Origin of the sequence: Cellulomonas avistercoris, from assembly GCF_014836445.1 — a bacterium.
In the GTDB taxonomy this organism is placed as follows: Bacteria; Actinomycetota; Actinomycetes; order Actinomycetales; family Cellulomonadaceae; genus Cellulomonas; species Cellulomonas avistercoris.
The window spans coordinates 97,876-117,458 of record NZ_JACSQV010000001.1; the positions used below are offsets into that span (position 1 = coordinate 97,876).

16 protein-coding genes are annotated in these 19,583 nt (G+C 75.7%); 7 read left to right on the forward strand and 9 right to left on the reverse strand.

The features are described 5' to 3' along the window. Nucleotides 1-355: 355 nt before the first annotated feature. The 4 genes from H9657_RS00460 to H9657_RS00475 are packed head-to-tail and all read left to right on the forward strand — an operon-like array spanning nucleotide 356 to nucleotide 6,329. A complete protein-coding gene (locus H9657_RS00460; RefSeq protein ID WP_191779259.1) occupies nucleotides 356-1,063 on the forward strand; it encodes a P-loop NTPase family protein in 708 nt (235 codons plus the stop codon). Further along, nucleotides 1,060-3,153, forward strand: coding sequence for a YhgE/Pip domain-containing protein (locus tag H9657_RS00465; RefSeq protein WP_191779261.1), 2,094 nt, complete (start codon nucleotides 1,060-1,062; stop codon nucleotides 3,151-3,153). The genes H9657_RS00460 and H9657_RS00465 overlap by 4 nt, the downstream gene beginning before the upstream one ends. Nucleotides 3,154-3,207: 54 nt before the next feature. After that, complete coding sequence (locus tag H9657_RS00470) at nucleotides 3,208-3,741, forward strand: hypothetical protein (RefSeq protein WP_191779263.1); 534 nt, start codon at nucleotides 3,208-3,210, stop codon at nucleotides 3,739-3,741. A gap of 41 nt (nucleotides 3,742-3,782) precedes the next feature. Continuing rightward, a complete protein-coding gene (locus H9657_RS00475) occupies nucleotides 3,783-6,329 on the forward strand; it encodes a LuxR C-terminal-related transcriptional regulator (RefSeq protein WP_191779265.1) in 2,547 nt (848 codons plus the stop codon). A gap of 37 nt (nucleotides 6,330-6,366) precedes the next feature. On the opposite strand, the gene H9657_RS00480 is transcribed toward H9657_RS00475, so the two are convergent. From H9657_RS00480 to H9657_RS00500, 5 genes are all read right to left on the reverse strand, one after another. Further along, nucleotides 6,367-6,864 (reverse strand): DUF1269 domain-containing protein, encoded by a 498-nt coding sequence (locus H9657_RS00480; protein ID WP_191779267.1) that lies wholly within the window; start codon nucleotides 6,862-6,864, stop codon nucleotides 6,367-6,369. 168 nt (nucleotides 6,865-7,032) lie between these two features. Then, complete coding sequence (gene treZ, locus H9657_RS00485) at nucleotides 7,033-8,829, reverse strand: malto-oligosyltrehalose trehalohydrolase (protein WP_191779269.1); 1,797 nt, start codon at nucleotides 8,827-8,829, stop codon at nucleotides 7,033-7,035. Nucleotide 8,830: 1 nt separating this feature from the next. Beyond that, nucleotides 8,831-11,350: a malto-oligosyltrehalose synthase gene (treY, locus tag H9657_RS00490; RefSeq protein WP_191779271.1), complete on the reverse strand. Its 2,520-nt coding sequence runs from the start codon at nucleotides 11,348-11,350 to the stop codon at nucleotides 8,831-8,833. After that, on the reverse strand, nucleotides 11,347-13,542 hold the full coding sequence (glgX, locus tag H9657_RS00495; protein WP_191779273.1) for a glycogen debranching protein GlgX: 2,196 nt from the start codon (nucleotides 13,540-13,542) through the stop codon (nucleotides 11,347-11,349). The genes treY and glgX overlap by 4 nt, the downstream gene beginning before the upstream one ends. 90 nt (nucleotides 13,543-13,632) lie before the next feature. Continuing rightward, the gene (locus tag H9657_RS00500) at nucleotides 13,633-14,424 is read right to left on the reverse strand and encodes a transglutaminase-like domain-containing protein (protein ID WP_191779275.1); all 792 of its coding nucleotides are present in this window, start codon (nucleotides 14,422-14,424) and stop codon (nucleotides 13,633-13,635) included. Between the two features lie 179 nt (nucleotides 14,425-14,603). Between H9657_RS00500 and H9657_RS00505 the strand changes: the two genes are divergently transcribed. From H9657_RS00505 to H9657_RS00515, 3 genes are all read left to right on the forward strand, one after another. Continuing rightward, a complete protein-coding gene (locus H9657_RS00505; RefSeq protein ID WP_191779277.1) occupies nucleotides 14,604-15,779 on the forward strand; it encodes a glycosyltransferase in 1,176 nt (391 codons plus the stop codon). A gap of 70 nt (nucleotides 15,780-15,849) precedes the next feature. Continuing rightward, nucleotides 15,850-16,395: a hypothetical protein gene (locus tag H9657_RS00510; protein ID WP_191779279.1), complete on the forward strand. Its 546-nt coding sequence runs from the start codon at nucleotides 15,850-15,852 to the stop codon at nucleotides 16,393-16,395. 22 nt (nucleotides 16,396-16,417) lie between these two features. Beyond that, nucleotides 16,418-16,687 carry a DUF6457 domain-containing protein gene (locus tag H9657_RS00515; RefSeq protein ID WP_191779280.1) on the forward strand — a complete coding sequence of 90 codons (270 nt, stop codon included), beginning with the start codon at nucleotides 16,418-16,420 and terminating at the stop codon, nucleotides 16,685-16,687. On the opposite strand, the gene mobA is transcribed toward H9657_RS00515, so the two are convergent. From mobA to modA, 4 genes are all read right to left on the reverse strand, one after another. Next, complete coding sequence (gene mobA, locus H9657_RS00520; protein WP_225214398.1) at nucleotides 16,659-17,261, reverse strand: molybdenum cofactor guanylyltransferase; 603 nt, start codon at nucleotides 17,259-17,261, stop codon at nucleotides 16,659-16,661. The two genes, H9657_RS00515 and mobA, sit on opposite strands and share 29 nt — an antisense overlap. A gap of 35 nt (nucleotides 17,262-17,296) precedes the next feature. Next, nucleotides 17,297-18,034 (reverse strand): ATP-binding cassette domain-containing protein, encoded by a 738-nt coding sequence (locus H9657_RS00525; protein ID WP_191779284.1) that lies wholly within the window; start codon nucleotides 18,032-18,034, stop codon nucleotides 17,297-17,299. Continuing rightward, nucleotides 18,031-18,870 carry a molybdate ABC transporter permease subunit gene (gene modB, locus H9657_RS00530; protein ID WP_191779286.1) on the reverse strand — a complete coding sequence of 280 codons (840 nt, stop codon included), beginning with the start codon at nucleotides 18,868-18,870 and terminating at the stop codon, nucleotides 18,031-18,033. The genes H9657_RS00525 and modB overlap by 4 nt, the downstream gene beginning before the upstream one ends. Continuing rightward, a partial coding sequence (gene modA / locus H9657_RS00535; RefSeq protein WP_225214341.1) for a molybdate ABC transporter substrate-binding protein occupies nucleotides 18,867-19,583 on the reverse strand: 717 nt, incomplete at its 5' end. The genes modA and modB, both read right to left, overlap by 4 nt.

Below are 19,583 nucleotides of genomic sequence, written 5' to 3' on the forward strand. Positions count from 1 at the left end.
GCCGTCCAGGTCCGACGTGAGGAGACACCGTGAGCACGACGCACCCGCACCCTGCGGCACCGCGGTGGAGCTCCCCTGGCCCGCGCGCGGCCCGGGCCGGATCTTCTTCATGCGCAGTGTCGCGCCGTGGCTGTCCACCGGGCGCGTCATGAGCGCGCAGGGCGCGCCCGACGCGGACGCCCAGCACTCGGCGGTCAGCCAAGGCGCGACCGAGACGGCACGGCCTGCGCGCCCCGCCGGGAGGCCCGGACGCCGTCACCGCGGGGCGACGGCCGGCCGGCCGGCCGGTCCGTCGACCTCCGGAGCCTTGCGGCTGACGGTGCGCGACGTCCACGTCGTCGGCCGCAGGGCCCCCATGCTGCACCTGGAGACCCTGACGCTCACGACCGGGGAGTGCGTGCTCGTGGCAGGTGAGCCGGGGCAGGGGCACACGGCGCTCGCCCTGGTCGCGACCGGGCGGCTCGCGCCCTTCGAGGGCAGAGTCGTGCTGACGGACGCCGACGGGGTGGTGTCGACCGCGCGCGACGCGCTGCGCAGCGTATCCGCGGTGGTCGACCTGCCGGGCATCTCCGAGCCGGACGACACGCTGACGACCGCCACCGTCGTGGCGGAGGAGCGGTCGTTCGCGCGCGCGGGCTCACGGCGCTCGGACGTGCGCCGCTGGCTCGCGAGCCACGAGCTGGCGGCGTACGGGGACGTCCGGATGGACGACCTGCCCGGGCCGGTCCGCACGGCCCTCCTGACGTCCCTGACCGCCGAGCGGCCGGGCGTCCGCTTCCTCGTGATCAGCCTCCCCGACCGCCACGGCGGCGAGCCGGCCGCGTGGTGGTCGATCGCGCAGGCGTTCGCCGCGCGCGGCTACGGGGTCCTCGTCCAGTGCTCGCGCTCGTCGGCGCGGGACCTCGGAGCCACCCTCGAGCCGGCGCGGGGCGACGCGTCGCAGCGCGCCACCCCCGTGGAGTCCCTGCGCGCGGGCGTCGACCCGATGGCGGCGCCCCCGGACGTCCCCGAGCTCACGGTCGACCTCGACGAGCGGCCGTCCGCCCCCCAGGACGCGCCGTGATCGTCCTGCGGCTCGCCGGCTCCGAGCTGCGCCGCCTCGGCGCGGGCCTGCTGCCGCGCCTCGCGCTGCTCGCGCTCGTCGTGATCCCCTCGCTCTACTCCGGCCTGTACCTGTTCGCGAACGAGGACCCGTACGGGCGGCTCCACGAGGTGCCGGCGGCCCTCGTCGTCGAGGACCGGGGAGTCACCACGAGGGACCCGGACGACGGCGCGGCGCGGCGCGTGGACTACGGCGCCCAGGTCGCGGACCGCCTGCTCGACGGCGACGCCGGCTTCGACTGGGTACGGACGACGCAGCGGGACGCCGAGCTCGGCGTGCGCTCGGGCCGGTTCGACGCCGCCCTCATCGTCGGCCGGTCGTTCTCTGCCGACCTGGTCTCGTCCGCCGAGTACCGGCCGCAGCGGGCCAGCCTGACGCTCGTCACCAACGACGCCAACAACTACCTGGCGACCACGATCGCCGACACGATCGTGGGCGACGTGCGTGACGCCATCGCGACGCAGGTGGGCACGCAGGCGGCGGACATGTTCCTGCAGGGGTTCGGCTCCATCCACACCGAGCTGAGCACGGCGGTCCAGGGCGCGACGCAGCTGGTCGACGGGGCGGACCGCCTGGTCTCGGGCACGGGCGAGCTGGTGGACGGCACCGGGCGCCTGGCCGCGGGCGCGTCGCAGGCCGCCGCGGGCGCGTCCGAGCTCGCGTCCGGCGCGTCGGCGCTGCCGTCGGCGGCCGATCGCCTCGCCTCGGGGGCGTCGACCCTGTCGGGCGGCCTCGACACGCTGCGCGACGGGACCCGTGCGCTGCCCGACCAGACGCGCGAGCTCGCCTCGGGGGCACAGCAGGTCGCCGGCGGCGTCGGCGAGGTGGCGACCGTGGCACGTGACGCGGCGTCCGCCGTGGCCGGGCTGAGCGCCGACCTGCAGGCCGGGCGGACCCCGCTGGCGGACCGGCTCGCGGCACTCGTCGCCGAGCAGCGCCTCACGCAGCAGGAGGCCGACGAGGTCCTGGCGCTCGCGGGCGACGCCACCGGCGCGGTCGACGAGCTCAGCGCCGCCCTCGGACAGGCGGCAGGACGGGTCGAGGAGCTCAGCGCGGGGGCGGGCGAGGTGGCCGCGGGCGCGTCGCAGCTCGCGGACGCGGCACCCGCGCTGAGCGACGGCATCGCCTCGGCGGCCGCCGGCGGGCAGCGTCTGGCCGCCGGCACGGCGCAGCTCGACTCCGCTGCGTCGACCCTCGTGGGCGACCTGCGGGCGCTGGAGCAGGGGACCGCGGAGGTGTCCTCCGGCGCCGCCGAGCTCGCGACGGCCAGCGGCACCCTGGACCAGGGGGCCACCGAGCTGGGGTCCGGTGTCACCGAGCTGCGCGACCGGCTCGAGCAGGGTCTCGGGGCGATCCCCGACCTCGACGAGGAGACGGAGCGCGCGACCGCCCGCACGATCGGCAACCCCGTCGAGGTCGCGAAGGACCAGCTCGCCCGGGCGGGCAGCTACGGCGCGGGTCTCGCGCCCTTCTTCATGTCGCTGGCCACCTGGATCGGTGGGTACGTGCTGTTCCTCCTGGTCGTGCCGCTGTCCCGCCGTGCGCTGGCGGCCGGTGCGCCGGCCTGGCAGACGGTGCTCGGCGGCTGGCTGCCCGGCGCGCTCGTCGGTGTCGGGCAGGTCGTCCTGATGTACCTGCTGGTGACCTACGCGCTCGACATCACACCGGTGCACGGTGGCGCGACCCTGGCGCTGCTCCTCATCGCGTCGGCGACCTTCATCGCGATCCTGCAGGCGCTCAACGTCTGGTTCGGTGCCGTCGGGGAGTTCCTCGGCCTGGTGCTCATGCTCGTGCAGCTCGTCACCGCCGGCGGCACCTTCCCGTGGCAGACGATCCCCGAGCCGCTGCTCTCGCTGCACCGCGTGCTGCCCATGTCGTACACGGTCGAGGGGCTGCGCCAGACGCTGTACGGCGGTGACCTGGGCACCGCGGCGCGCTATGCGGGGATCCTGCTCGTCGTCTTCGTGCTCGCGCTCGCCGCGACGGCGTGGGCGGCTCGCCGCAAGCGCGTCTGGACACCGACCAGCCTGCAGCCGGAGCTGGTGCTCTGACGGCGCCCGGGCCCAGGGCCGTGGTGGCATCGACGACGACGGGGGGAGGGTGACGTGGACACGGTCTGGTGGGTGCTGGGCGGGGTGGTCCTCGTGGCGACGCTGCTCGACGTCGTCCCCACGGCGCTGAGCGACGACGAGGCGGGGTTCCTCGCCGGGCCGTTCTCCCGGGTGCTGTGGTCGACGCCGCCGGCCCGCAGCGCGGTACAGGCGGCGCTCGCCGTCGGCGCCGGCAGCGTCGAGCAGCGGCCGGCCGCCGTGTGGTCCGTCACGTACGACGTGCGGTACCCGGTGCGTGCTCTCGAGCGGGGCGCCGGCCGTGCGCGCGACCTGCGAGGACCGGACCGGGACGCCGTGCGTGCGGTCACGGCACAGCACACCGCGGCACTCGTCGCAGTGCTCGAGCACCGCGAGGGGCCCACCGTGCGCCAGGTGTCCGTCGTGGACGGCAGGGACGCGTCGGGCGACGTCCTGGCGGTCCTGCACCGCCTGGACCGGGTCGACCAGGCGCTCGTGGTGCTGATCAGCCGGCCGGCACCGGACGCGGTGGAACCCGTCGATGACGACACCGTCCGCGTGGGCGCCTGACCAGCACGGCACGGCTCGGCACGAACAGAGAGGGGGCGCACATGACGACGACGTCGGGGGCGGAACGGGGCACGGTGTGGCGCAGGACGGTGCCGCCCGACACCCGGGCGGTGCGGCGCCCGCGGTGCTGGGCGGCGCTGAACGCAGCCGTCGACCTGCACCCGGTCGTGGTCGTCTGCGCACCGGCGGGGTTCGGCAAGACGACCCTGCTGGCGCAGTGGGTGCCCACCGCTCCGGCTACGGTCGCGTGGGCGTCGCTCGACCCGTTCGACGACGACCCGGGCCGACTGCTCCGGGCCGTCTGTGACGCGGTCGCGCGGGCGCACCCCGCAGCGACGGACGAGCTCGCGGCCGCAGGCCGGGCCGCACCGGGTGCGCTGCTGGACGCCTTGCGCGAGGTGCTGGGCGCCCTGGGCGAGCGCACGGTCGTCGTGCTGGACGACGTCCACCGCATCTCCTCCGCCGGTGCGCGGCACGCCGTCGCGGCGCTGCTGCGCACGCCGGGGCCCCGGTTCGTCCTGGCAGGTCGGCACGTGCCCGACCTGGCACTGGGCCCTGGTCGCATCGAGGGCGCCGTGGGAGACGTGGGCGTCCGCACGCTCGCACTGACGGTGCGCGAGACGTCCCTGCTGGTCTCCGCATGGGGGCCCGCCCCACCGCCGGGTGTCGTCGCCGAGCTGTGGCGCGTCACGGGCGGGTGGCCGGCCGCGGTGCGAGCCGCGTGGCGCGCGGGGCTGCTGCACCGGGGGCACCTGCAGCGACCGCTGCGGCACGAGGACGTCCCGGTGGCCGACTACGTGCGCGAGGAGGTCCTCGGCGGCCTCGGCGCGGAGCTGGACGCGTTCGTCCGCCGCGCGTGCGTCGGGCGCGTGGTCGAGCCCGCGCTGGCCGAGGCCATGGTGCCCGGCGGCGCGGCACTCCTCGACGAGTGCGTCGCGCGCGGGCTCCTCGGCCGCCGGGACGAGGACTCCGGGGCGGGCGGGCTGCCGGCCTGGCACGAGCTGCTCGCCGCCCACGTGCGCGGGATCGTGGCCCGGACGCAGCCGCGCACCGTGCGGGCCGTGCACCAGGCCCTGGCTCGGCACCTCGCAGGACCCGACCCCGCCACCGCCGTGCGGCACGCCGTGGACGGTCGCGCGCCCGACCTGGCGGCGGAGCTGCTCGTCGAGCGCTGGCCCGAGCTCCTGGCACGCGGGCAGCTCGGGGCGACCGAGCGCAGGTGCGTCACGGCGGGCGTCGTCGACGGGGCCGCGACCGCGCTGCTCGTCGGCCGCGCCGTCCGTGCGCAGCCCGGCCCCGAGGAGGGTGACGCCGCAGCGTCCGCGGTCGTCCGCGCGCTGCGGGCAACGTCACCGGCCGCCGCGGCGGTGGGGCGTGAGCCGGACGCCGGCGGCGCCCCGGCCGGTCCGGTCGGCACCGTCCTGGCGTACCTCACGGCGCGGGCCGCGCTGCACGCGCCCGACGTGCCGGCCGCCGGCATCCCCGGTGAGCGGTGCGGGTCGCCCGCGTCCACCGAGGACGTCGTCGACGCGCTCGCGGACGCCGCCGACGACGCGGCCGTGCACGGCTGGCCCGTGCTCGCACTGGCCTGCCGTGCCGAGCACGCCCTGGCCTGCGCGCGCGCGGGACGGGTCGGGGAGGCGCGCGCGGGCGCGCGCGGCGTCCTCGTGGACGGTGCGGCGCACGGCTGGGACCGTTCGCACGTCACCGCGCCGGCGCACCTCGCGGCGGGGCTGGCGGCCTACTGGTGCGACGAGCCGGCGACCGCGCGCCACGAGCTGACCGCCGCTGTCGAGGTCGGCGCCTCCCGCCCGGGCCTCGTGGCGCGTGCGGCGTGCGTCCTGCTGCACCTGAGCCTCGCCGACGGCGACCCCGCCGGTGTGGCGCGGGCGCTGGCCGTCGTCGAGGACGCACGCGCCCTGACCGGGGAGCCCACGCCCCCCGGGGTGTCGCGCGGCTACCTGGAGGCCGTCGCGCGGGTCGCGCAGGGCGGCGGGCGCGAGGCGCTCGCGCTGGCCGACCCCGCCGACCCCGCGCTGTCGTCGCCCGCGGGGTCGAGCTGGCGCAGCGAGGTGCACCGGCGTGCCGGGGACCGGGAGGCGGCGCTGCGCGCGCTGGACGAGGCGGACGTCGAGCCGTCGTGGCACGTCGCCGACCGTGTGGCCGCCCACGCCGCGCGCGCGCTGCTGCAGGTCGACGCGGCGGCGGCGCACCGGTCGCTGGAGAGTGCCCTCGACGACGCGGCCACGGACGGTGTCGTGCGACCCCTGCGGGACCGGGCCGCGGCGCTGCGACCCCTCCTGGCGGCGCACCTGGGGTGGGGGAGCGCGCACGAGGCGCTCGTGACGCGGCTGCTGGTCGCGGAGCACGACGCGCCCGCGCCGCGTCCGTCGGCCTGGGCGCTCACCGAGCGTGAGCTGCAGGTGCTCGCGTGCCTGCCCTCGCGCATGACCGTCCAGGAGATCGGGGGTGCGCTGTTCGTCTCGGCGAACACCGTCAAGACCCACCTGCGCGCCGTCTACCGCAAGCTCGACGTCTCGACACGTCGTGACGCCGTCCACGTGGCCGTGCAGCGCGGTCTGCTCTGACCGGCACCGCACGGCCACGCGTGGGTGGGCGTCAGGGTCAGACGTTCTCCTGGAACGCCTCGCGCAGCTTGTCCTCGTCCTCCTGCGACAGGTTCGTCTGGATGAGCTCGCCGTGGATCCCGCGCTCCTTGAGCCCGGCCACGACCCGGTCCGGCACGTCGCTGTACGCGAGCAGGAACAGTGCGGACGTCCCCGGCGTCACCTTGCTGCGGACCTCCTTGATGAAGTCGTCGTCGATGCCCACGTCCGTCAGGGCCCCGCCGATGGCTCCCGCGGCGGCGCCGACGATCACCCCGAGCAGCGGAACGAAGAAGAGCATCCCGAACAGCAGGCCCCAGAAGGTGCCGCCGAGCGCGCCGATCGCGGTCAGGCTGTTGGCCTGCCGTGTGCGGGGCTTCTTCTTGTCCGGCTGCCAGGAGACCGTCGCGGCATCCTGCACCTCGATGAGGTGCTGCTTCTGCAGCTCGAGCACCGCGGCCTCCGCCTGCTCGGCACCGTCGGGGGAATCGAACTTCCACACGCTGAGAGTGGCCACCGTCGTCTCCTCGTCCGCGACGACCTCCTGCTGCCCGGGCACGTCCCGGGGGACCGTCGCCCCTCCAGCGTCACGTCGCGACCCTGACGGCGCCTCACCCTGCGCGGGTGATCCGGCGAGCGGGGTGCGCGCGGTCCCGCCCGCCGGGCCGCGTCGCGGTGACCGACGTCAGGCGAGGACGACGACCGCGCGTGCCGGCACCTCGACGACCAGCGGGTCGCCCGCGGCAGCGGGGGGCCGGACCACCCCGCCCGCCCAGTCCGCGACGACCTCGACCGGACGTCGCACCGGGACGGGCACGGCCGCGGGGGTGTGCGCGAGGTTCACCACGACGCGTGCGTCCCCACGGTGCAGGACCAGCGCGCCGTGCCAGGGGCCGGCCTCGCCGTCGGGCACCGGGTGGACGTCGAGCGACGTGCGGCTGCGGTCGCCCGAGCCGAGGTCCGGGACGGCGCGACGCAGCGCCACCAGGACGCGGTACCACTCCAGGAGCCGCGCGTGCTCGGGGCGCGTGGGCTCGTCCCAGTCCAGGACGCTCGCGGCGAACGTCGCGGGGTCCTGCGGGTCGGGCACCTCGACGTCGTGCCCGTACAGGTCGGCCCAGCCGTGGCCGCCGAACTCCCGTGCGCGGCCCTCGCGCACGGCGGCGGCCAGCTCGGGCTCCGGGTGGTCGGTGAAGAACTGCCAGGGCGTGGTGGCGCCCCACTCCTCGCCCATGAACAGCAGGGGGGAGAACGGCGAGAGCAGCACGAGCGCGGCCTGCGCGGCCAGCCCGCCCGGGTCGACGCGGGCCGACGGCCGGTCCCCGAGCGCGCGGTTGCCGACCTGGTCGTGGTTGGCGTCGAAGACCACGAACCGGTGACCGTCCACGTCGTCGGGCACGGGAGCCCCCCACGGCTCGCCGCGGAACGTCGAGACCGAGCCGTCGTGGACGAACACGCGGGTCATCGCCGTGCGGAGCGTCTCGGGGGAGCCGAAGTCGACGTAGTAGCCGTGGCGCTCGCCCGTGACGAGCGCGTGGACCGCGTGGTGCACGTCGTCGGCCCACTGGCCCGTCATGCCCCAGCCGCCGTCGTCCGTGGTCGCCAGGCTCACGACGTCGTTGAGGTCGCTCTCCGCGACCAGCCCGATCGGGCGGCCCAGCGCGACCGCGAGCTCGGCGACCTCGTCGCTCAGCTGCGCCAGCACGTGCCGGGGCGAGTCGTCGCGCAGCGCGTGCACGGCGTCGAGGCGGAAGGCGTCGACGTGGAAGTCGCGCGCCCAGCGCAGCACCGAGTCGCAGATCCAGCGGCGCACGTGCTCCGACCCGGGGCCGTCGAGGTTGACCGCGTCACCCCACGGCGTGCTGTGGGCGTCCGTGAAGTACGGCCCGAGCTCGTGCAGGTAGTTGCCCGACGGCCCGAGGTGGTTGTGGACCACGTCGAGGCACACGGCCAGGCCGAGGCCGTGGGCGGCGTCGACGAACGCCTGCAGGGCGGCAGGACCGCCGTACGGCTCGTGCACGGCGTACGGCGCGACGCCGTCGTACCCCCACCCGTGCCGCCCGTTGAACGCGGCCACCGGCAGCAGCTCGACCACGTCGACCCCGAGCGCCACGAGGTGCTCGAGGCGCTCGACCGCCGAGATGAGCGTGCCGCCGGGCGTGAACGTGCCCACGTGCAGCTCGTACGTCACGGCGCCGCGCACGTCGACGCCGCTCCAGCCGTCGTCCGTCCACGCGAACCGGTCGGTGTCGAACACGCGCGCCGGGCCGTGGACGCCGGCGGGGAGCCACGCCGCCCGCGGGTCCGGGCGCGGGTCGCCGCCGTCGAGCGAGAACGCGTAGTCGGTGCCGTGGGCCAGCGTGACGTCGGACTCCCACCAGCCGTCGTTCCCGGCCCGCAGCGGTGAGCGCGTGCCCGCGGCGGGCAGCACCAGGTCGACACCGCGGGCGAACGGCGCCCACAGGCGGGGTGTCAGCGGCATGTCAGGCTCCCTCCCGGACGAGCAGCGCGACCGGGAGCCGCTCGAGGACGTCCTCGACGCTCTGGACGCCGCCCTGCACGACCCGGTCGGTCAGGACGTCGTGCCACGTGCCCTCGGGCAGGGCGACGGTGTGGTCCGCCCACCCGCCGAGCCGCTCGACGGCCGCGGCCAGCCGGGTCGCGACCACCGCGACCCGCGGCTGCCCGGCGACGGTCCGCGCGTACGTCAGCGAGTAGCCGGACGAGTGGGGCAGCGGCACGAACCCCGCGTCGGGGCCGACGAAGGCGTCGGCGACGTCACGTCGCACGCGCAGCGCACGCGACGTCACCAGCATCTTCTCGTCCGCCAGGCCACGTGGTCCGGCGCCCTCGTCGAGGCGGCCCAGCCGCGCCGCGAGCTCGTCGGCGTCGACCCAGCGGCGGTTGTCGGGGTCGACCAGCACGGGGTCGGGCACCTCGGTGCCCTGGTACACGTCCGCGACGCCCGGCAGCGTCAGCTGCACGAGCTTGGTCCCCAGCGTCGCGGCGCGCACGGCCTCGCGCGTGCGCACGTCCCAGTCGCCCAGCAGGCCGAGCACCACCGGGTCCGTGCGGGCCTGCCGCGCCACCGACAGGACGGACGCCTCGTACGCCTCGTCCGGTGCGGTCCAGGTCGTGTGCGACTTGGCCTCGCGGACGGCCTTGGTGAGGTACTCGACGAGCCGGTCCTCCGCGATCGGGCCGTCGTCCGTCCACGTGCCGGCGAGCGTCTGCCACAGCAGGTACTCGGTGCGCCCGTCCAGGAGCGCACCCCGGTACGACGCGGACGCGCGCCGCAGGTCGTCGACCAGCACCGACCACTCGCGCGGCAGCTCGGACAGCACGCCGAGGCGCGCACGCGTGTCCTCGCCGCGCTTGGTGTCGTGCGTCGACAGCGTGGTCATCCCCAGCGGCGCCGATGCCTGCGCCTGCGCGGCCCACGCGGCCAGCTCGGTCGGCGTCGTCGCGAACCGTGCCGGCTCCCCGCCGACCTCGCACAGCGCCACCAGGTGCGTCCAGCGGTAGAACGCCGTGTCCTCGACGCCCTTGGCCATGACGGCCCCGCAGGTCTGCTGGAACCGGACGACGAGCTCGTCGCGGCGCGGGTCGCGCGTGCGGCCCGCGGACCCGGCCTCACGGCCGAGGAGCAGGTCGACGAGCACGTCCATCGTCGCGTCGCGCTCGGTGCCGAGCCTCCGCCGCGCGCGCTGCGCCACGGCCGTCATGACGGTCACCGACGTCGTCGGCGCCGGCTCACCCGGGACGACGTAGGCGCGGTAGCGGTCGAACGCGACGAGCAGCTCGACGAGGCACTCCTCCAGCGCGCGCCACGTGTGGTCGCGCAGGCGCAGGTCGTCGTGGCAGATCTCCGCCGCGAGGTTGGTCAGCCGGTGGACCTCGGCGTACAGGGGGCCGTCGACGACCTCGCGCTTGGCGGTCTCCTCGACGTCGTCGAACGCGTCGGACACGTCACCGGTCAGCCGGTGCATGACCGAGCCGAGGATCCCCGCGCCCCCGGGGTCGACGAACGTCTGCTGCACGCGCCACAGCGCCTCGTAGCCCGTGGTGCCCGCGGTCGCCCAGTCGTCGGGGAGCTCCTCGGTGCCGGCGAGGATCTTCTCGACGACGACCCACGCGCCGTCGGTCGCCTCGCGCAGCCGCGCGAGGTACCCCGCGGGGTCCGCGAGACCGTCGGGGTGGTCGATGCGCAGACCGTCGACCACGCCGTCGCGCAGCAGCCGCAGCACGAGCGCGTGCGTCGCGTCGAAAACGTCGGGGTCCTCGACGCGCACCGCGACGAGCGTCCCGACGTCGAAGAACCGCCGGTAGTTGAGCTCCTCGTCGGCGACCTTCCAGTACGCGAGGCGGTAGTGCTGGCGCTCGACGAGCTCGGCGAGCGGCAGCTGCTCGGTCCCGGCCCGCACGGGGAACACGTGGTCGTGGTAGCGCAGCACCGTGCAGGTGCCGACGCCGGGCACGTCGAGCTCCTCGAGCCGCAGCTCGCCGCGCGCGAGGACGGCGCCGATCCGGTCGCCGAGCACGGGCATGAGCAGCGCGCCGTCGCCGGCGGACCAGTCGACGTCGAACCACGTCGCGAACGGCGAGTCGGAGCCGTCGGCGAGCACGGACCACAGCGCCCGGTTGTGCCACACGGGCGTCGGCACGGCCATGTGGTTGGGGACGATGTCGAGCACGAGACCCAGGCCGGCGTCGTGCGCGACGTCGGCCAGGCGCCGCAGGCCCTCCTCACCGCCGAGGACGGGGGAGACGCGGTCGTGGTCGACCACGTCGTACCCGTGGGTCGAGCCGGGCGCCGCCGCGAGCACCGGGGACAGGTACACGTGCGTCACGCCGAGGCTCGCGTAGTACGGGACGCGCGCCGCGACGTCGTCGAACGTCAGGTCGGCGCCCAGCTGCACGCGGTAGGTCGAGACGGGCACCGGGTGCCCGGGCCGCACGGAGCGGCGCTCGGGCACGGCCCGCTCGGTGGTGACATCGCTCATGCGCCACCCTCCCGGGCGGACCGGCTCGCCTCGCTCGAGGCCGTCGCGGCGGACCCGCTGCCGGACGACGACGGCCGGTCGACCTCGGGCGGCCGCGTGAGCAGCACCATCGAGCGGGGTGCGAGGGTGACGCGTCCGCGGGAGCGGATCTCGCGACCGGGCCGGACCTGGGAGTCGGTGTCGAGCACGGCCGTCCACACGTCGCCGTACTCGGCGCCCGGGAGCTGGAACTGCCGCTTCTCCCAGTGCCCGTTGAACAGCAGGAGGAACGAGTCGTCGACGACCTCCTGCCCGCGCATGTCGGGCTCGCTGATCGCCTCGCCGTTGAGGAACACCATGACCGCGAACGCGTGGTCCGAGCTCCACGCCTCGTCGGACATCTGCCCGCCGCTCGGCGTCATCCAGGCGATGTCGCGCAGGTCCGACTGGCCGCCGTGCTCGGCCGCGCCGGCGAAGAACCGGCGCCGCCGGAAGACGGGGTGGTCGCGGCGCAGGTGGATGACGCGGCGGGTGAACTCGAGCAGCGACTGCCGCTCGTCGTCCAGCTCCCAGTCGACCCACGTGATCTCGTCGTCCTGGCAGTAGCCGTTGTTGTTGCCGCCCTGCGTGCGGCCGATCTCGTCGCCGTGGGCGATCATCGGCACGCCCTGCGACAGCAGCAGCGTCGCGAGGAAGTTGCGCTGCTGGCGGGCACGCAGGGCCAGGACCTCGGGGTCGTCCGTCGGTCCCTCGACGCCGCAGTTCCACGACCGGTTGTGGCTCTCGCCGTCCCGGTTGTCCTCACCGTTGGCCTCGTTGTGCTTCTCGTTGTACGACACCAGGTCGCGCAGCGTGAACCCGTCGTGCGCGGTCACGAAGTTGATGCTCGCGATCGGCCGGCGGCCGGTGTGCTCGTACAGGTCCGAGGAGCCCGACAGGCGGCTCGCGAACTCCCCGAGCGTCGAGGGCTCGCCGCGCCAGAAGTCGCGCACGGTGTCGCGGTACTGGCCGTTCCACTCGGTCCACAGCGGGGGGAAGCCGCCGACCTGGTAGCCGCCCTCGCCGAGGTCCCACGGCTCGGCGATGAGCTTGACCTGGGAGATGACCGGGTCCTGGTGGACCAGGTCGAAGAACGCGGACAGGCGGTCGACCTCGTGGAACTGGCGGGCCAGCGTCGCCGCGAGGTCGAAGCGGAAGCCGTCGACGTGCATCTCGGTCACCCAGTACCGCAGCGAGTCCATGATGAGCTGCAGCACCGCGGGGGAGCGCATGAGCAGCGAGTTGCCCGTGCCCGTGGTGTCGAAGTAGTGCGACTGGTCCTCGTCGACGAGGCGGTAGTAGCTCGCGTTGTCGATGCCGCGGAAGCTCAGGGTCGGGCCCATGTGGTTGCCCTCGGCGGTGTGGTTGTAGACCACGTCGAGGATGACCTCGATGTTCGCGGCGTGCAGCGCCTTGACCATCGACTTGAACTCCTGGACCTGCTGCCCGCTGCCCGCCATCGACGCGAACCCGTTGTGGGGGGCGAAGAACCCGATCGTGTTGTAGCCCCAGTAGTTCGACAGCCCCCTCTCCTGCAGCGAGGGATCGTTGACGAACTGGTGCACGGGCATGAGCTCGATCGCGGTGATCCCGAGGCCCGACAGGTGCTCGACGACCGCCGGGTGGCCGAGCGCCGCGTACGTGCCGCGCATCTCCTCGGGCACCGCCGGGTGCAGCTGCGTCAGGCCCTTGACGTGCGCCTCGTAGATGACCGACTCGTGGTACTCGTGCTCCGGCGGCCGGTCGTGCCCCCAGTCGAAGAACGGGTTGACGACGACCGAGGTCATGGTGTGCCCCGCGGAGTCCGACTCGTTGCGGCTCTCGGGGTCGCCGAACGTGTAGGAGTACAGCGACGGGTCGCCGTCGATCTGCCCGTCGATCGCCTTGGCGTAGGGGTCGAGCAGCAGCTTCGACGGGTCGCAGCGGTGCCCCGCGGCCGGGTCGTAGGGGCCGTGGACGCGGTACCCGTACTTCTGCCCGGGCGCGATCGCGGGCAGGTAGCCGTGCCACACGTACGCGTCGACCTCGGGCAGGTCCACCCGGGTCTCGGACCCGTCGGCGTCGATGAGGCACAGCTCGACACGTTCGGCGACACCGGAGAACAGTGCGAAGTTGGTTCCCGTGCCGTCGTAGGTGGCGCCGAGGGGATAGGGGCGTCCGGGCCAGATCTGCATGGCGACAGCGTGCCAGCCACGACGGATGTCGGCTCTTCGAGCGGGTGTGCTCGACGTCACGTCCGTCGCGGGCCGGCGTGCGGTGCCGCGTCAGCCGAGGGAGACCAGGTGCCGGACGTCGTCGTCGGGCAGCACGTCGGCCACGGCGGTGACGACGAGCTCGCGCAGGGTCGCGGTCCCGCGGTGCACCGAGAGGAAGGCGGTGTCCGAGGCGTCCCGGCCCGTGGCGATCCGCACGAGCGACGAGCGCGGTGCGAGCGTCGTGGCGTCCACGACGCGCCACCGGCCCTCGACGTAGGCCTCGGCGACCGCGTGGAAGTCCATGGGGTCCAGCCCGGGCGCGTACACGGCGACGACGCGCGCCGGGACGTCGAGGCCGCGCAGCAGGGCGACCACGAGGTGCGCGAAGTCCCGGCAGACGCCACGGCGGGCCAGCAGCGTGCGGACGGCGCCGTCGGTGGGCAGGCTGGCGCCCGGGACGTACGCGAGCCGCGTGCCGACCCACGAGCTGACGGCGGCGAGCAGGTCGACGCCCGCCAGCCCGCGGAACTCCGAGCGGGCGGTCGGCGCGAGCTCGTCGGACTCGCAGTACCGGCTGGGACGCAGGTAGACCAGCTCGTCCGACGGGGCGGCGGGCACCTCCTCGGCGCGGCCGGTGACCGTCGCGCGGTAGTCCACCGTCAGCAGGCCCGGCTCCACGTCGAGCACGTGCAGCCGCGTCCCGTGCGGGTCGATCACCTCGCGCGGCACCACCGCGCGTCCGGCCGAGGTCACGGCCAGCTGCTCGCTCGGGTCGTGGACGTCGGCCACCGCGATCTCGAGGACGAGGCGGGCGGGGGAGGTGACGTCCACGGTCAGGTGGGCGGTCGCGTCGCGCTTCACGTGCGCCATGGTGGCAGAGGACGCCGCCGCGCGCGCGGGGCCGCCGGCGCGGTCCGCGGGCCCGCGCGCGACACGGGGCCGGGGCCCGAGGTCCCCTCGCCGTGACGGCTTCGTCGGCTATCGTGTCAGGAGCCCTGCCGGTGTCGGACGGGGACGGCAGAGAGCAGAGCGAGGCCCCCATGACCGCAACGCCCGAGCAGGCGGACACGCTGGTGACCGTCATCGTGCCGACGTTCAACGAGGCTCCCAACGTCGCCGAGCTCGTCCGTCGCGTCGGTGAGGCGACCCGGGGGCTGCGTGCCGAGCTGCTGTTCGTCGACGACTCGACGGACGACACGGCCGACGTGGTGCGGGCCGTGGCCCCCACGGCGGAGCTGCCGGTCCGCGTGATCCACCGCGAGGAGCCGGTCGGCGGTCTCGGCGGGGCGGTCCTCGAGGGCGTGAAGGCGACCACGTCGCCGTACTTCCTCGTGATGGACGGCGACCTCCAGCACCCGCCCGAGCTGATCCCCGCGCTCGTGGCGCGCGCGCAGGAGCCCGAGGTCGACGTGGTCGTCGCGTCGCGGTACATCGGTGACGGCTCGAGCGAGGGGCTGTCGGGCGTCGTGCGCCAGGCGGTGTCGTCCACCTCGACCGCCGTGACGCGCGCGATGTTCCCGGTCCGGCTGCGCGACTGCTCCGACCCCATGACGGGCTTCTTCGCCGTCCGCACGGCGGCGGTCGACATCGAGTCGCTGCGCCCGCGCGGGTTCAAGATCCTCCTCGAGATCCTCGCGCGTCACCCCATGCGGGTCGTCGAGGTCCCCTTCGTGTTCGGGTCGCGCTTCGCGGGTGAGTCCAAGGCGAACCTCGCGCAGGGCGTGCACTTCATGTGGCAGCTTGCCGGGCTGCGCTTCGGGCGCATGTCGCGGTTCGCGATCATCGGCGGCATGGGCGCCGTCGCCAACGTCGCGATCGTCGCGCTGCTGACGACGCTCGGCGCCCCGTGGCTGCTGGCCGCGATCGTGGCCGCCGAGCTCACCATCGTCGGCAACTTCCTGCTCCAGGAGCGCTTCGTGTTCCGCGACCTGCGGCACGAGGGCAAGGGTGTGTGGGCGCGGTTCGGCCAGTCGTTCACGTTCAACAACGTGGAGACGCTCATCCGGATGCCGATCATGGCGCTGCTGGTCGAGACCATGCACGTCGCCGCGGTGCTCGCCACGGCGATCACCATCGCGGTCGCGTTCGTGGTGCGCTTCACGTTCCACTCGCGCATCGTCTACCGCCCGCGCGAGTCCAGCCGGCGCACGCAGATGGTCGAGCGCGAGGCCGAGCAGGCGGGGGACGCCCCGGCGCCCCGCACCGAGAGCGTCTGACCCGTCGGTCCGGCGTGCGGCCGGGCGCGCGGCACCGCAGGATCAGGTGACGCCGACCCGGGAGGACGCCATGACCCCGCAGCCTGACGCCCAGCTCGACCTCACGCTGGTGCGGACGTACATCAACGACCACATCACCGGCGCCCGCGCCGTCTCGGCACGCGTCGAGCGCATGAGCCGCAACCCGGACGCCGGCGACGACGCCCCGGCCCTCGCGCAGCTCGCGCGCGAGCTGCGGCAGGAGCGCGAGGTGCACGAGGCCACGGCCCGCGACCTCGGCCTGCCGCTCTCGCGGTGGAAGCACGTCGGTGCGGCGGTCGCCGAGCGTCTCGGCCGGCTCAAGCTCAACGGCCGGGTGCTGCGACGCTCACCGCTGTCCCTGGTCCTCGAGCTCGAGATCCTGCGCTCGGGGCTGGAGGGCAAGCGCCTGGGCTGGACGACGCTGCGGGAGCACGCGGACGCGCTGGGTCTCGACCCCGACCGGCTGGACGCGCTCGTCGCGCGTTCGCGCGCGCAGGCCGACCTCGTCGAGGAGATCTCCCGCCACCACCGCGCGCAAGCGTTCGCGGCCCCCCGTGCGCACGAGCCGGCGGCCGCCGCAGGCCCTGGCGCCTAGGCCCCGGTCGACGGAGGTGGCGATGGACCCGGTGCAGGAGTGGACGGAGCTGGTCGCGCCGACGCTGGGCGTCGACCCCGCGCTGGTCGCGGCCACGCAGGACGACGTGCTGGACATGGTCCGCGACGTCGCGCACGGCGTCGTGCGCCCGGCCGCGCCGCTGACGGCGTACGTCGTGGGGCTCGCCGCGGGCCGCGCCGGCGCCCGGGGCGAGGACGTGGCCGCGGCGGTCCGCGCCGCCCTGACCCAGGTCGACGCCCTGCTCAGCGAGCGGGGTCCGGCGACGGGCTGAGCCCGCGGGCGAGGCGGCGCGCGACGGCCAGGTCGTCGGGGTCGTCGACGTCGAGCGTGGTCCGGGGGTCGAGCGGCACCGACACGGTGCGCAGCCCCACCACCAGGTCACGTGCCGGCCGGTCGCGCACGGCGCCGGTGAGCCGCTCGCGCACGGCCGACAGGCGGTAGGCAGCCAGCAGCGGCTGCGGACGTCCGTCGGGTCCGGTCGCGAGAGCGGCGTCGACGTCGTCGGTCAGCGCACGCCGCAACGCGGCCACCGCGGCCCCCGCGAACGGCTGGTCGCCGGCCAGCAGCAGGACCACCTGTGCGTCCGGGTGGGCGGCGAGCCCGGCCTCGACCCCCGCCGCCGCTGCGGCGTACGGGCCGCCGAGCGGCGGGTCCTCGCGGGTCCAGAGCACGTCGCGCCCCACGTCCCGCGGCGGGCCCACGACGACGACGGGGAGCGCGCCGACGCCGTCCAGCAGGCGCCGCAGGACGGACCGCCCGTCGACGTCGACGTCGGTCTTGTCGACGCCGCCCAGGCGGCGCGCCGTCCCGCCCGTCAGCACGACGACGAACGCGGGGGAGAGCATCACGCGGCCACGCTACGACCCGCGGTGCGGCCGCGTCACGGCGCCCGGTCCGGCCACGCCGCCGCGGCGGCCACCTGCTCGACGTAGGGGGTCGCGGGGGCGGCCGCCACGTGCGCGGGCGCGCCGCGCTGGACCTCGCGCCCGTCCTGCAGGACGAGCAGCTCGTCCGCGAGCTCGAGCGCGTCCCGCAGGTCGTGCGTCACGACGAGCGCGGGCAGGCCGGTCGCCACGGCGCGGCGCACGACGTCGCGCACCCGCGCGCGCGTCGCGGCGTCGAGCGCGCCGAACGGCTCGTCGAGCAGCAGGGCCGACGGCAGCGCGGCGATCGCGCGTGCCACCGCGACGCGCTGGGCCTGACCGCCCGACAGCCGGTCGGCGCGCGTGCGGGCCTGCGTCGTGAGCCCCACGTCCGCGAGCAGCGCGTCCGCGGCGGCGCGTGCGACGGGTGCCCGCACGCCCTGGGCGCGCGGGCCGAACGCGACGTTCTCGCGCGCCGAGAGGTGAGCGAACAGCAGACCGTCCTGCAGCGCGACCCCGAGGCGGCGCTCGTGCGGGGGCAGGTGCCGCCCGCTCGCGGCGTCCGCGAGCACGCGGTCGCCCAGGCGCACGTGCCCGTCCGTCACCGGGACCAGGCCGGCGACCGCCTCGAGCAGCGTCGACTTGCCGCTTCCGTTGGGGCCCATCACGGCGAGCACGCCGCCGGCGGGCACCTCCAGGGCGACGTCCAGGCGGAACGCGCCCCGGTCGATGCGGACCTGCACGTCGAGCGTCACCGCGCACCACGTCCCGAGCGGGCCGCGTGCGCCCCGGGCAGGCCACCGAGCCACCGCCCGCGCAGGGCGAGCAGGACGGCGACGGACAGCAGCAGCAGCAGGACCGACATGGCGACGGCCTGCTCGGGGGCGGCGTCCATCGCCAGGTACACGGCGAGCGGCATCGTGCGCGTGGTGCCGGGGAAGCTGCCGGCGAACGTGACGGTCGCACCGAACTCACCGAGCGCACGCGTGAAGCACAGCGCGGCCCCGGCGGCGACGCCCGGGGCGACCGCCGGCAGCGTGACCCGCCGCAGCACGTACGCGGGCGAGGCGCCGAGGGTCTGCGCGGCGAGCGCGCGGCGGCGGTCCGCGCCGCGCAGCGCGCCCTCGACGGACAGCACCAGGAACGGCAGGGACACGAAGAGCTGGGCGAGCACGACGGCGACCGACGTGAACGGCACCGTGACGCCGAACCAGGTGTCCAGCGTGCCGCCCAGGAGGCCGCGCCGGCCCAGCAGCAGCAGCAGCGCGACGCCGCCCACCACGGGCGGCAGGACGAGCGGCACGGTCACGAGCGACCGCAGCAGCCAGGCGCACCGCAGGTCGTCGTGCGCGAGCACCCACGCGAGCGGGACGCCCAGCACGAGCGCCGCCAGGGTCGCGCAGCCCGCCGTCAGCAGCGAGAGTCGCAGCGCCTGCAGCACGTGGGCGTCCGCGACCAGCGTGGGGAGCGCGGTCCACGGCGTGGCGAGCAGCAGCGCGACGAGCGGGAGGACGAGCACGGCCGTGCCCACGACCGCCAGCGCGACCAGGACCGCCCCGCCCGGGGACCGCGCGAGCCGGGGTGCGCTCACGGCAGCTCGAACCCCGCGTCGGCGAACGCCCGGCGCCCGGCGGGACCGCGCAGCAGCGCGACGAACGCCGCGGCCGCCTCGGGGTGGGGGGCGTCGGGCAGCACGACCGCGGGGTGGTCGGTGCGCACCTGGACGGTGTCCGGCAGCGCGATGCCCTCGACGGCCCCGGCCGCCGCGACGACGTCGGTGCGGTAGACCAGTCCGGCGTCGGCCTCGTCGAGCCGCAGGCGCGTCAGCACGCCGCGCACGTCGCGCTCGAGGGTGTCGGGCGCCGCCTGCACGCCCGCGGCGGCGAGCACCTGCGCGCCCACGGCGCCGCACGGCACCTCGGGCGCGCACAGCGCGACCGTGAGGTCGGGGTCCGCGAGGTCGGCGAGCGCCCGCACGCCGCCGGGGTTGCCGGCGGGCACCGCGAGCTCCATCCGGTTGCGCGCGACGACGACGGGCTCGCCCCCGACCGCGTCGGTCGCGGTCGCCATCGTCGCGTCGCTCGCGGTCACGAGGACGTCGGCGGGCGCGCCGGCGACGACCTGGGCCGCGAGGGTCGAGCTCGCGCCGAACGCCGTCTCGACCCGCAGGTCGGGGTGCTCGCGCTCGAGCTGCGTCGCGAGGTCGGTCAGCACGTCGGTGAGGGACGCGGCGGCCAGCACCACGAGCGTGCCCTCGAGCGCCGGGGACGACGCGGCCGGGGCGGAGGGGGGGGGGGGGGGGGG

Bases quoted from the DNA above. Each gene is read 5' to 3' on its own strand.
- H9657_RS00460 (WP_191779259.1), top strand. From the start codon at position 356: ATGCTGCACCTGGAGACCCTGACGCTCACGACCGGGGAGTGCGTGCTC.
- H9657_RS00475 (WP_191779265.1), top strand. From the start codon at position 3,783: ATGACGACGACGTCGGGGGCGGAACGGGGCACGGTGTGGCGCAGGACG.
- treZ (WP_191779269.1), bottom strand. From the start codon at position 8,829: ATGCCGCTGACACCCCGCCTGTGGGCGCCGTTCGCCCGCGGTGTCGAC.
- treY (WP_191779271.1), bottom strand. From the start codon at position 11,350: ATGAGCGATGTCACCACCGAGCGGGCCGTGCCCGAGCGCCGCTCCGTG.
- glgX (WP_191779273.1), bottom strand. From the start codon at position 13,542: ATGCAGATCTGGCCCGGACGCCCCTATCCCCTCGGCGCCACCTACGAC.
- H9657_RS00505 (WP_191779277.1), top strand. From the start codon at position 14,604: ATGACCGCAACGCCCGAGCAGGCGGACACGCTGGTGACCGTCATCGTG.
- H9657_RS00510 (WP_191779279.1), top strand. From the start codon at position 15,850: ATGACCCCGCAGCCTGACGCCCAGCTCGACCTCACGCTGGTGCGGACG.
- H9657_RS00515 (WP_191779280.1), top strand. From the start codon at position 16,418: ATGGACCCGGTGCAGGAGTGGACGGAGCTGGTCGCGCCGACGCTGGGC.
- mobA (WP_225214398.1), bottom strand. From the start codon at position 17,261: ATGCTCTCCCCCGCGTTCGTCGTCGTGCTGACGGGCGGGACGGCGCGC.